Source organism: Flavobacterium nitrogenifigens (assembly GCF_003254565.1).
GTDB classification, from domain to species: Bacteria; Bacteroidota; Bacteroidia; order Flavobacteriales; family Flavobacteriaceae; genus Flavobacterium; species Flavobacterium nitrogenifigens.
Window position 1 is genome coordinate 1 of the sequence record NZ_QJRI01000145.1, and the last position, 14,362, is coordinate 14,362.

Consider the following 14,362-nt stretch of genomic DNA (forward strand, 5'->3'; position numbering starts at 1 on the left):
AGTAGATGGAGAAGACCTTATCAGAAATCAATACGTAGCTCCAAGAAATGAAACAGAAGAAAAACTAGTTGTAATATGGCAGCAAGTATTAGGAATTGAAAAGATTGGAGTAACAGAAAGCTTTTTTGAATTAGGAGGACATAGTTTAAAGATTACCAGATTAATAAGTGAATATTACAAGGTGTTCGACGTAAAAATGTCTTTAAAAGATTTATTTATTAGCGAAACATTAGAATCTCATTCGGATTTAATAAAGGCTTCTAAAAAAAATGAATACGTAGAAATTCAGAAAGTAGAAGACAACGAAAGTTATATAATTTCAGATTCTCAAAGAAGGTTTTGGGTATTAAGTCAATTTGAAGAAGAATCAGCAGCCTTTAATATGCCGGCTTATATCGAACTGAATGGTAATTATGATATAGAAAGTTTTAAAAGAGCTATTTATCATGTTGTAGACAGGCACGAAATTTTAAGAACGGTATTTAAAGTAGATGATTCTGGAGAAATCAGACAATGGATATTATCTAAAGAGCAATTAGATTTTAATATCAATTATTTAGATTTCAGAGAAAAAGAAGAAAACGAACAATTTGTAAAGAGTTATATTGAACAAGATTCCTATAAATTATTTGATTTAGAGAAAGGACCTTTATTAAGAGCATCACTCATTCAATTATTAGATGACAAATATGTTTTTTATTATAATATTCACCATATAGTAAGTGATGGTTGGTCTAATGATGTACTTATAAAAGATGTTTTTACTTGTTATGAAGCATTTAAAAAAGGAGAAAACCCAGAGTTACCACATCTTAGAATACAATATAAAGATTATGCTGCCTGGCAAAAAAAGCAATTGGAAGAAGAGTCATTTCAACTTCACAGGGATTACTGGCTAACTAAGCTTTCAGGAGAATTATCAATATTAGAATTGCCAACTTTTAATAAACGTCCGGCAGAAAAGACTAATAAAGGACGCATGTTAGGATTGTATTTATCTAAAGAAATAAGTTCAAAACTTAAAGACTATTGTCAGCAAAATTCAGGCACATTATTCATGGGGTTAGTAGCTTCTGTTAAGGCAATGATTTATAGATATACAGGGCAGGAAGATATTATTATTGGAAGTCCAATTGCAGGGAGAGAGCATTTTGATTTAGAAAATCAAATAGGATGTTATTTAAATACCCTTGTATTGAGAAATGAGGTGAAAGGGAACGATAGTTTTAATGATTTATACGCAAATGTCAAACAAACAGCCTTAGACGCTTATACACATCAAAAATATCCATTTGATCGTCTGGTAGAAGAATTAGATTTAAAACGAGACTTTTCCAGGAGTGCTATTTTCGATGTTTTAATTGTTTTGCAAAACAACGGAGATAAAAAGAAGAACATTACATTGACTAGTGATATAGCAGATAGCATAATAGATTATGGAGCTGCCAGCAGTAAGTTTGATTTATCATTATATTTTGAAGAAATAGACGATAGGCTCTCTTGTATAGTAGAGTATAATAGTGATGTTTATGATAATGATTTGATGGAGCAATTTCTGAAACATTATAAAATTATGCTTTTAAAATTATTAGAACAATCGCACCAACCTATCGCAGCTATTGATTATTTATCAGGAGAAGAGAAAGAAAAGCTTCTTTGCACCTTTAATAATATTAAATATAATCCTGAAAAATTAACTGCTATATAACTCTTTAATGAGATGTAATATCTAAAAAAAATAAAAGACTTAATCAACAAAATTAAAATTATCGGCCCAATGAAAATTATAGCATTCACTTTTGCAGGAGGAAACAAGCACTCTTTTCAAATTATTGCAAAAAACATCGAAAACTTTACTGTTATAGAATATCCTGGCAGAGGATTTAGAATGGGTGAAGACCTGATTACTGATATAGATTCGCTAATTGAGGATTTATTTCAAAAAGTTAAATCTGAAATATCTCAACATCAGGATTATATTATTTATGGGCATAGTATGGGGGCTTTGCTAGGGTATTTATTATGCCAAAAAATTGAAGAATTAGGCTTTCAAAAACCTGCAAAATTAGTTGTGAGCGGAAGAAAACCACCAGTTACAAAAAGAGAAAACCTATTTTGTCACTTACCAGATAATCTGTTTTGGGATGAAGTTGTTAAAATTGGTGGTATTCCTGATGAATTAATTAATCATCAAGAATTAATCGAGTTTTTTACTCCTATTCTAAAGGCAGATCTTACGATTGTTGAAGTATATAAATATCAGAAAAAAAATAAACTGAATATTCCTATTGATGTTTTCTATGGTTCTGAAGAATCTACCGAAGATGAAATGCAAGGTTGGGAAGAGGAATCAAATGAAAAAATTTCCATAACTCAGATGAAGGGAGATCATTTTTTTATTTTCAAGCATGTTACCTTTTTTACACAATATTTTAAAAATCTTACACAGAAACTAACCATTTAATTATGTTAAAAATTTCAGCAAAGAATATTCTATTTCTGATTTTATATTCAATACCTAACACAATTCTGAGTTTCGGAATTTTATTTATAATCAATAATGTGATTTCAGGTAATATTGAATTTCAAGGTTATTACATGGGAATTGTCTTCGGGTCAATTGTAGTTTATACTTATTTATTGAATATTATTTTTCAAAAAAGATTAAACCAGTATTCGTATAAGATTTTATATGAAAATGAAAAGAAAATTTTTGATAAATTTTTAAATACTCCTTTGATTACACTCGAAAAAATGGGATCACATCGTTTCTATACAGCTATTGAAGATATACGGGTATTTTCTTTACTTCCAGATGTAGTTACTCAATCTATTAATTCAATATTGATGCTGCTTCTTTGTATGTTATATCTCTTTACCTTATCAGGTTATGGAGCACTAGTGATAGTGGTATTAATCATTGGTATTGGGGGATTATATTTTTTAGTGATGAATATGATGTCACCTAAAATAGCCATATTAAGAAAATACAATGATGAATATTATAAATATGTACAAGATATTGTAAAAGGATTTAAAGAGCTGAAAATTAATCCTAAAAGGAGAGACAATTTAAGAAATAATCATCTTAATCCAAACAGGAGAAGTGCAAAAGAGCTAGATCTTAAAGTAAATTACATTTTTCTATCTATTAACCTAATTAGTCAATATGGTCTTTACATGGTTATTGGTGTGATTCTTTTTTTATTACCGGCTATTAATTTATTAAAAAAAGAGGATGTATTATCTTATGTAGTTATACTGTTGTTTATCAATGGGCCAATCAATAATTTGATAAACCTGCAGAGTATATATACTCGTTTTATGGTAGCTAATAGAAGGATTACAAATTTTTTAAATGATTTTAAAAATGAAAGTACAGAGCCTTATGTTGCAACTGGTTATCATGAATTTTCATCATTAAAATTTAGTGATATAGAGTTTAATCATCAAAACGAATTAGAAAAAAATTTCATACTTGGCCCTGTTAATGTGACAATTAATAGTGGTGAGACCATATTTATTGTTGGAGGAAACGGTAGTGGTAAAAGTACTTTTATTAATATGTTGACAGGTCTGTATGAACCGTCTAATGGAGAAATTCAGATGAATAATACTATTGTAAATTCAAAGGCACAATTGCAAGATACAATGGCAGCTGTTTTTACAGAAAATCATATATTTTCATTTAACTATGATGATTTTACTTTGAAAAATAACAAACATTATCAAGAGTTATTGGAATTGATGAAAATGGATAAAGTAGTCGTTGATGATGAAGAAGAATCTGCAAGACGATCCTTTTCTAAAGGACAAAGCAAAAGAATGTCATTGATTCTCGCTTTGTTAGAAGATAAACCAATTTTAGTTTTAGATGAATGGGCTGCAGATCAGGATCCTCATTTCCGTAAATATTTTTATGAAAATCTATTGCCAAAATTAAAGGAAGAAGGTAAAACAATTATAGCAGTTACCCATGATGATACTTATTTTAAACATGCTGACAGAATTATAAAATTTGATTACGGTAAAATTATCATGGATAAAAAAATTACTGATAATATAGAGTTGGATTCAATATGGAAATAGCGTAAAAATAGATTTTAATGAAATTGACATTACCACAACAAGATATTTATTTCGAACAATTATTGTTTCCTAATGACCCTATATATAATATTGGGGCAAAAATCGAAATTAAAGGAAAAGTAAATCCTGAGATATTCAAAAAAGCATATTTTGAATTGATTAATCAGCATGATGCTTATAGAAGTATCATTATAAAAAATGAAGAAAATATCAGTATTAAATTACTGGATGAACATCAATCAGAATTGGGATTTGTTGATTTTTCAGATTGCACAGATTCGATTGGGCAAACGACTAGTTATATGCAAAAGGAATTTATGAAGCCTTTTGATTTATCCGGAGAAAATCTTCTTCATGTATTTACCTTGATAAAAGTTAATGAAAATCTGTATTATTTATTTTCCGTTTATCATCATATTATAACTGATGGTTGGGGAACTTCATTAATGTTTCAAAGATTAGTTCGAAACTATAATGAAATTTCTCAGTTTAATGAAATTAAATCAAGCTATCTTTTTAGTTATAAGGATTTTTCAATAGATGATTTTCAATATCAAAACTCAGAATCATTTAATCTGGATTTAAAATATTGGTCTAAAAAGTTTAAAACGTTACCAGAGAATTTGTTTGAAAAGAAGATTGAATCTTCACTAATCAATAAAAGCAGTCGTAAAGAATTAGTTATAAAAAGAGAGGTATATAACGAGCTAAATGCGTTAGCTTCGAGCTATAAATGTTCCTCTTTTCATTTGATTTTGGGCATTCTGTATTCTTATTTTGGAAGAAAACATGAAAATAATGATTTCGCTATTGGTTTGCCTGTATTAAACAGAAATAAAGCCGCTTACAAAAAAACAGTCGGACTTTTTATGGGGATTTCCCCTTTAAGAATAGGATTAGACTTTAATGCTACTTTTCAAGATTTAATACTTGACATTAGAAATCAATTACGCAAGGATTATCGCCATCAGCGTTTACCATTAGGAAAACTAATTCAGGAACTTGGATTGTACAATCAAAAAGAAAGATTATTCAATATCACACTTTCTTATGAAAAACAAGATTATGCAAACCATTTTTTAAATACTCAAACTAAAGTAATTCCGTTAAGTCATCAATCTGAGCGTGTGGCTTTGGCGATTTATATTAGAGAGTTTGATGAGTTGGAAGATGTCAAAATTGATTTTGATTATAATCTGAATTATTTTGACGATTTTAGCATAACACAGATTGCTGAGCATTTTGAAAATTTAGTTCATCATATTTTAGATTGTCCTGATAAAAAACTAAAAGAATTGACTTATTTAACTGAAAAAGAAGAATATCAACTGTTAAGTCAATTCAATGATACAAACGTTGATTACCAGAAAGACAAAACAATAATAGATTTTTTTGAAGCGCAAGTACAAAAAGCACCAAATAAAGAAGCACTTAAGGATGACTATAAATGTTATTCTTATGCAGAACTTGATAAATTATCAAATCAAATAGCTCAATATCTTATTGAAGTTTATGGACAAAAAGATAAATCACCTGTAGCCATTGTATTAGAACGTTCTGCAAATATGGTGATAGTTCTGCTAGGTATATTAAAGTCGGGCAGATCTTATATTCCTTTAGATCCTTCCTTCCCAAAAGAACGCTTAAATTATATTGTCAATAACAGTCAAAGTAAAATCATTATTAATGAAAAAGGTTATGAATTAGAAAAAGCTAATGATGTAACAATCTTGCCATTAGAAAATATTTTGGCAAGTATTGACAAATTTAGCGGTGATCGATTCACAACAATTTGCTCTAATGATACAGCATATATAATTTATACCTCGGGTTCCACAGGAAATCCAAAAGGCGTTCAAATTGGACAGCAATCATTGCTTAATTTTTTGTGCAGTATGCAACAAAAACCGGGAGTTAGTTCAAATGATATATTATTTTCGGTTACCACTTATTCATTTGATATTTCGATTTTAGAGTTTTTTGCTCCTTTAATTTCCGGAGCTACTTTGTATATCGCAACTCAGGAAGTTTTGAAGGATCCTTTTATGATTATTCAAAAAATAAAAGAAATACAACCTACTATAATTCAAGCTACACCAAGCTTTTACCAAATGCTGTTTAATGCAGATTGGCAAGGAAGTAAGAAGTTAAAAGTGCTTTGTGGCGGAGATTTATTAAGTGAAGCATTAGCAGAAAAGTTAATTGAAAGTAGTTTAGAAATCTGGAATATGTATGGGCCTACTGAAACTACTATTTGGTCCAGTTTACGAAAAATAGAACATCCAAAAGAATCTTCTAATATTGGAAAACCAATAAACAACACACAGTTTTATATTTTAGATAAATTTTTAAAACCTAAACCAATTGGAACTCCGGGCGCAATTTATATAGCAGGTGATGGTTTGGCAAAAGGATATTATAATAATGAAATATTAACAAAGGGGAAATTTATAGAAAATCCATTTGATGCCTCTGGTTTATTATATGAAACAGGAGATATTGGTAAATGGAATGATAAAGGGGAAATAGAGTTTTTAGGAAGAAATGATAATCAAGTTAAAATACGTGGGTTTAGAATTGAACTTGGAGATATAGAGTCACAATTAAATCAAATAGAAGGAATCAAAGAATCTGTAGTAATTGCTAAAAAAGTAAATCAGCAAGATTCTTTTTTGGTAGCTTATATTTTAATAAGTAATGACGCAATTGATTCAGAAAAAGTTATTAAAGTGTTGAAAATGAATCTTCCTTATTATATGATTCCTAATGCAATCATTACTTTGGAAGAATTTCCACTTACTCCAAATAAAAAAATAGACAGGAAATCTTTGTTAGAGAGAGAGATTGAACAAAATGTAAATCAGGATGATTTTAAAGCTCCTGTTTCCATTTTAGAAAAAAAACTATCTCAATATTGGAGCGAAATACTAAATAGCAAAGTGCCCATAAGTGTAAAGGATAATTTCTTTGCACTTGGAGGACATTCATTACACGCAGTTAAGTTGGCAGGATTAATTGCGAAGGAGCTTTCTTTTACTATTTCTGTCAAGACTATTTTTGATTATCCCACAATTGAGCTATTGTCAAGTTATCTTCAGGAGCTTAAACCGGATTTGTTTATTGCCATACCATTATGTGAATCTAAAGATTTTTACAGTTTAACGCCCTCACAAAATAATATTTGGCTCACATGCCAACAAAAAAACATGTCAATAGCTTACAATATGTCAGCAGCTTATTGGATAGAAGGCACTGTCGATTTGGATAAAATTGCAAAATCAGTAAATACTATAATTAGTAAGTATGAGGTTCTGAAAACTAATTTTATTGAAATCAATGGAATTCCTTATCAAAAGATTAATTCCTTTGACATAGACAGCTTTGAAATTACAAGTATTAAACTAAAAACCGAAAATATTACGGAAGCTATAAATCAATTCAGTAATAAGGAGTTTATACTAGAAACAGATTTACTACTCAGAGTTCAGGTTCTTGAGTTAGAAACTGGTCAATTTATATTGCTTTTTTCGACGCATCATATTATCATGGATGGTTTATCATTAGAAATTTTTGTCAAAGAGTTTATTAGCAATTACAATGAAGACGCCACTATAGAAACACCAAAAGAAAATACATTAAGTTTTCAATTTAAAGACTATACGGAATGGTTTAAAGAAGATTTGAAATTAAATACCATTAAAAATGAGATCTTCTGGAAAAAATATCTTGAAAAATATCAATATAAAGATTCTTTTGAAAGGGATTTTGGTACAGAAAATAACAAGCAAAATGCAAATAGATTTCAGTTTGAACTAACTGCTGACACAACTTTAGAACTAAAAAAAATAGCACTTGAGCAGCAAGTTACATTATATACAGTTCTAATGACATCCTTAAATTTTTTGATTTTTAAAATTTCCAACCATCATGATATTTGTATTGGCACGGTGAACGCAGGAAGAAATATACCAGCTTTAAACGATCAAATTGGAATGTTTGTCAAGACGCTTGTTTTAAGAACGCAAATAAAGTCAGGGCAAACTTTCATTGATATATTGAGGAGTACTCAAAACGATTTATTACTGATGTCTGATTATCAGGATATTCCTTTTGACAAATTAGCTCAATCTATCTTTGATGTTATGTTGGTATATCAGAATACAGAATTGTCATTTGATGCTATAGATGCATTTAATGATTTTAAACTAGTTTCATATCCGGTGGAGCACAAATACAGCAGAATGCCTATTGCATTTAATTGGTTTGAAAATGATAATAAACTGAATTGTAGTATAGATTATAACTGTGATTTATTTGAAGATGATACAATTCAAATTCTTGCTCAAAAGTATAGTAATCTTTTAAGTGATATATGCGAGTCCCCATTTACAGACATAGATTTAATAGATCTTAAATTAGAGTTTGAAAAGAATATGCCCTTCGATTTTGATTTTAATTTTTAACACTTATAATTTTGATTTACGTCTACTATTCTTATTTATCTGAAGAAAATCACGAAAGGTTATTGAAAAATGACTTGCCAAAATTCCCACTCCAATATCAAGAGAAAATTAAGCGATATAGAAGATGGGAGGACGCACAATTATCGCTTTTAGGAAGAGTATTATTGTTTAAAGGCATTGGAGAAATATACAATTATAATGCCTACGATAAAGTAATGCAACATACAAAATATAATAAACCTTATTTTGAAGATAATTCAATCCAGTTTAATATCTCGCATTCCGGAGAAATTGTGGCTTGTGTATTTGGGAGCGAGCATGAAGTAGGAATTGATGTTGAAATAATCTCAGATATTAAAATAGAGGACTTTAGATTTCAGATGACTAAAACGGAATGGGACAATATTACTTTTTCAAAGAATAAGCAAAGGGCCTTCTTTGATTACTGGACTCAAAAAGAAGCGGTCATAAAAGCGCATGGTTCTGGGTTGACAATTCCTCTCGAATCATTTGAGATTTTAGATAATACAACTACAATCAATGATGAAAAATTTTATTTAAAGAAAATAGAAATAGACAAAAAATATAAATGTTATATCTCACTAAAAGAAAATATCAGCGAAATATCAATAAAAAATATAATATAAATCGAATAATTTAATTAATAATGAAAAATTTACTAAGACTAATTTTGTTACTTTGTTTTTTTCCAACATGTTTGTTTTCTCAAAACAATGCTTATAAAATTGAAAAAACAAAGTCTTTCTTTGCTGAAGATAAAATTCTGACACAAGAAACTATAGAATGGAAGTATTTAAATGTTCCTGAAAATTGGGATAAACCAGAAGGGAAAAAAATTAAAATTGCAATTGCAATTTTAAAATGTACCTCAAAAAATATAGATGCAAATCCTGTTGTGTTTGTTGCCGGAGGACCAGGAGCTAGTGGTATTAGTGCAATCTGGATGTGGCTGCAACATCCTTTACGAAAAAGAGGTGATATTGTTTTAATGGACATAAGAGGTACCGGTTATTCTTTGCCTAAATTTTGTCCTGATTTAGGAAAGAAATTTTTGGAAATACTGGCAAAAAACCAAAATGCTTCACAAGATGAGCAGCAAAAAATTGTGGCTGCGATGTCATGTCAACAAGATCTGTTAAGTCGGGATATTGATCTGCAGGCCTACAATAGTAAATCAATCGGTAAAGACTTAAATGCTCTAAAAACGGCTTTAAAATATAATAATTGGAATGTTTATGGAGTGTCTTATGGCACCTATACAGCTCAGGTTTATGCAAATGATTTTCCTGCGGATATAAAATCATTGATTTTAGATTCTTCAGTTTCAGATATCAGAGAGTATTACAATCATAATACCTCAAATTACATGAATAGTCTTGAAAAAGTTTTTGATGCATGTAAAAATGATCCTAATTGCAATAAAAATTATCCTAATTTAGAAGAGACTTATTATGAAACATTGGAAAAGCTGAGCAAAAATCCTATTACCGTTAATGTAAGTCAAAAAATAATCCCTACCGGAAAGTTCACTTATAATGTAGAGGATTTTAAAATTTCTATTCAACAAGCGTTATATAATGAGAAATTAATAGAGGTATTACCCTTATTAATTACCGAATTTAACAAAGGTAATAAAAATACCTTGAGCTCTTTAGTAGCTGCTTTTTCAGGTGCTTTAGTTTTAGATTATGGGCAGTATTATTGTGTGAGCTGTAATGAGGCAATACCTAATAATTCAATTTCAGCATTTGATAAAGATGCTGCTAATTATAAAAAACTAAAAGGTGGATTATCTTTTTATAAATCAGACTTTTTAGTATGTGATAAGTGGAATTTAGGAAAAGATAAGCCTACTTTAAATGATTTATCTAATCTATCAACATTAACAGCTCCGGTACTGGTGTTTTCCGGAGCATTTGATCCAATTACTCCCGCTTCAAATGGAAAAAATATAGTAAAAAAATTCAAAAATGGTTTTCTTGTAAATGCTCCAATTTCCGGACATGCACCTAGTTTTTCAGATATTGGATTTAATATTGTAGATGGATTTGTAAAAAATTCTGCGCAAAAACCGGATACAAAAGAATTTGAATTACATAATAAAGTTCATTTTGTGACAGATGTAAAAGTTAGTGATGGGGTTTCGAACTTTGCTAATAGTGTAAAAGAAGTTAACCCACTATTTTTTGTTCCCTTCCTTATTGCGATCATTATTTTATTGCTATCAATTTTAAATTTTTGTTACACACTTATTAGAAACAGAAAAGATATTATTCATAATAAATTAATGAAAATTTTACTTCTCATTAGTTCTGCTTTGGGCTTGCTAGCTATTATTGGTCTTGCTTTAGCTTTTGACAGTACAGCTCGTGACAATTTTTTCATACTTGCTTTTGGAATACCAAATAAGTTTGCGTATCTCTTTGTTATTCAATGGATATTTTTACTATTTACCATAATTTCAGTATTCTATTTTTTACTTAAAATTAAGGTTATTTCAAATAGAAGCATTCTCGCGACAATTTTATTTTCATTAGTTCTTATTGGGATTTATTTCCAGTATTGGGGCTTTTTATTTTAAAGAATGAATTTCGATTCTGGCGCATTTCAGAGTAAGATTTGTTTTAGTTCTTAAATTATCGGACTTAGGAATACAAAAGGTCAATGTTATCAAAAATCTATTATTTCTCCAATTAACAGTATATAATAACATTTAAAAATTAAATAATTTACCCAAAAGAGTTAAAATATTAATAACAATAACATAAAAATGATAAATATGGAAAATACTATAGAAGAGCCAAAAGTAAAAACAGAATTTGATGGTTTTGGTGATGATTTATTCTCAATTATCCCTGGAATTGAACATGCCGGTGAAGTACCGGTTGTTAATGCAAGTGAATTAACTAAAGAAATTTTTTATAAGAATTGGGTATCATATAACAAGCCATGCCTTGTAAAAGGAGCTGTAAAAAATTGGCCGGCAGTACAAAAATTCAAAGACCCAGATTATTGGCTATCAGTGTGTGACGATTTTGAAATTAAAATATTTCCTCATATGAATCATATTGACAGAGAAAGACTTCTTAAAGACAGTGAGGATATTTCGTTTCATGATGCGATAAAGCGACTTCATAGAAATGAGGATTATATTTTTAGCATACCAGCAGAAACAATCACAGAAGACAATAAGTTCTCAAAGTTAATAAAAGAAATACCGGGTTTTTCTTTTCTTTCTAGTACGATAAAACCAAGAGGATTCGCTCATAGAAGATTTTTTATGTACCGAAGAGCATCTACTGCATGGCATCATCATTTGATTGATGAAACTTTAATGTGCCAGATCAATGGCACAAAAAAAGTAGTTTTATTGCCTCCTGATATGCCAAATGTAAAAAAGGTAACAGAATTTTTTATTGAAGAACTTAATTTATCCGGAAAAACCCTGGATAATATTGATTTAAAACCAATCATTGCTTGTGTTGAGGAGGGTGACGCTTTATATATTCCTCCATATTGGCATCATGCAGTTATTCCAGTTGATGGAGAAGTAGGATTTACCTATGCGCATTGTTGGAAAAGCCCTTTACATAAATTTGGAGATTTTTCAAATTATTTCGTTCGTCGATTTTACTTTGGTGGTTTATGGCCTATTAAAGGAATATCTCTTGTAATGCCAGTTTTAGGAGTGTGTTCTGGGATATCATTTGGATTTAGAAAAATGGTTAATGTGTTTAAGTAAGAAAACACAATATTTTCCTGGCAAACTTGATGTGTTTGCAATAATTTAAAACATCAATCAATTTATGGACATGCAACAAAAGGCCAGTGAAATTTTCTCTGGCCTATGGAATACTTATGGTTTTAATTGGTCAAAAAGTTATCTCAGATCTTAGCCAACAGGCTGGAATATTGAAATTGAAAAGTCACCTTAATTAGTATGAAATACTGTTTGAAAAATGATCGCAGCGCAGTTGCCGGAAAATATAAACGTTTAATTTATGGATAAGAATACGGAGTTAAGTAACGTTAATTTGGCTTTAAAATATTGGAAGAAAAAAACATTAAATAGAGAGAAAGTTCTTGGGGTCCAACAGAAACAAAATAATTTGCCTTGTGTCATTATTAACGCCAGGGAACTAAATTATTTTAATACCCTTACCAATAAAAACCCAATCGCTCAATATACTCTAATAAGCGCAATTTATTCTTTTTTGCTAAGGAAATTAATTAGTGAATTTGATGGTTACGTTATGTCAAAGTATGATGAAGGTAAGTCTTTGTTTATGTCTTTCCCCGTAGATTTAAATACATCATTTAAAGAATATCTTCAAAAAGTAAAATATGAAATTTTAGAGACATTAAAATATTCAGACTACAATAAGGACAATTTATCCGAAAAGATAGGTTTTAACGATTTAAGTATCTTATCTAATTACGGTATTGGGATTAACAATGAAACTAATTTAAGTTGTAATGGTATTTCATTTAATGTAAGAATAAATAAGAATGAAAATATAGAGATTAACGTTTCTTATGCAGAGGGTTTTGTAAAGAATACAATTGTTGAGTATCTAGTCAAACATTTTGAGCAGTTTGTAGTTAATTTAGAAAATAATATTGTTGGTAACTTATTGGATTATAGTTTGCTATCTAAAAAAGAAAAGTATCAATTATTAGTAGATTTTAATAATACTGCTGTTATTTATCCGAATGATAAATCGATAGTTGATTTATTTGAAGAACGGGTTCGAAAGACACCAAATAAAATTGCTGTTGTATTTGAAGAATCGGAACTAACCTATTCTACATTAAACGAAAAGGCTAATCAGTTGGCTAATTATATTTCTTCTAAACATATCATAAATAAAGGAGACATAATTGGTGTGCTTTTACCTAAATCTGATATTGGAATCATTTCATTACTGGCAATATTAAAGTTAGGTGCAGTTTATCTGCCAATAGATCCTAATTATCCCCAAGATAGAATTGACTACTTGATAAAGGACAGTGCTTTAAAATTACTAATAGTTGATAGTGTCAGGTTAGATATTGATAATTGCGATACACTAGCAGTAAGATCAGTAGATTTAGATCTCAATGATTGCGAGAATATCAATGCAGCTGTTTCAGCCAAAGATGTAGCGTATGTAATTTATACATCTGGTTCCACAGGGAAACCTAAAGGAGTAATGGTTGAGCATGTCAGTAACATAAACATGTCTTTAGACCAGATTAGGACTTTTGAAATTACCGAGGCTGATAAAGTGGTATGGTTTTCTTCTGTTTCTTTTGATGCCTCTATATCTGAAATTATGATGAGTTTGTATAGTGGTGCTACACTATGCATTCCGAGAGAGGAAACAATAAAAAACAAAGATCAATTTATAGTTTTTTTAAAAGAAACAAAAGCATCAGTAGTTACTTTTCCTCCAAGTTATTTAGGATTATTGTCAGAGAATGATATTTCAGGACTAAGATGCGTTATTACTGCAGGAGAATCTGCTAATGCGGGTAAAGCAATAGCTATTGTAGAATCAGGAATTGATTACTATAATGCATATGGTCCCACTGAATGTGCGGTTTGTGTGTCGATTTATAAGATAACTAAAAATGATTTTAAAAAATCAATAATTCCAATTGGAAAACCGATTTCCAACACCCAAGTCTACATATTAGATGATTGTTTAAATCCTTTACCAATAGGAGTTACAGGGAAACTTTATGTATCAGGAGCAGGCGTGGGGAGAGGTTATCTGAATAGGGCAGAACTGACCCAGGAGAAATTT

At 29.7% G+C, this 14,362-nt stretch carries 8 protein-coding genes; all 8 read left to right on the forward strand.

Annotation, left to right across the window (positions count from 1 at the left end):
* Window positions 1-1,708, forward strand: a 1,708-nt coding sequence (locus DM397_RS00875) for a condensation domain-containing protein (RefSeq protein ID WP_239457760.1), incomplete at its 5' end; no start/stop codon positions are given.
* A 69-nt stretch (window positions 1,709-1,777) separates the two neighbouring features.
* Window positions 1,778-2,464, forward strand: a complete 687-nt coding sequence (locus tag DM397_RS00880; protein WP_111375756.1) for a thioesterase II family protein — start codon at window positions 1,778-1,780, stop codon at window positions 2,462-2,464.
* 2 nt (window positions 2,465-2,466) lie between these two features.
* Window positions 2,467-4,089 carry a cyclic peptide export ABC transporter gene (locus DM397_RS00885; RefSeq protein ID WP_111375757.1) on the forward strand — a complete coding sequence of 541 codons (1,623 nt, stop codon included), beginning with the start codon at window positions 2,467-2,469 and terminating at the stop codon, window positions 4,087-4,089.
* A gap of 17 nt (window positions 4,090-4,106) precedes the next feature.
* Window positions 4,107-8,552 carry a non-ribosomal peptide synthetase gene (locus tag DM397_RS00890; RefSeq protein ID WP_111375758.1) on the forward strand — a complete coding sequence of 1,482 codons (4,446 nt, stop codon included), beginning with the start codon at window positions 4,107-4,109 and terminating at the stop codon, window positions 8,550-8,552.
* Between the two features lie 11 nt (window positions 8,553-8,563).
* A complete protein-coding gene (locus DM397_RS00895; protein ID WP_111375759.1) occupies window positions 8,564-9,199 on the forward strand; it encodes a 4'-phosphopantetheinyl transferase family protein in 636 nt (211 codons plus the stop codon).
* A gap of 20 nt (window positions 9,200-9,219) precedes the next feature.
* Complete coding sequence (locus tag DM397_RS00900; protein WP_111375760.1) at window positions 9,220-11,154, forward strand: alpha/beta fold hydrolase; 1,935 nt, start codon at window positions 9,220-9,222, stop codon at window positions 11,152-11,154.
* Window positions 11,155-11,352: 198 nt separating this feature from the next.
* Window positions 11,353-12,315, forward strand: coding sequence for a cupin-like domain-containing protein (locus DM397_RS00905; protein ID WP_162615447.1), 963 nt, complete (start codon window positions 11,353-11,355; stop codon window positions 12,313-12,315).
* Between the two features lie 259 nt (window positions 12,316-12,574).
* On the forward strand, window positions 12,575-14,362 hold a 1,788-nt coding region (locus DM397_RS00910), incomplete at its 3' end, for an amino acid adenylation domain-containing protein (protein ID WP_162615448.1).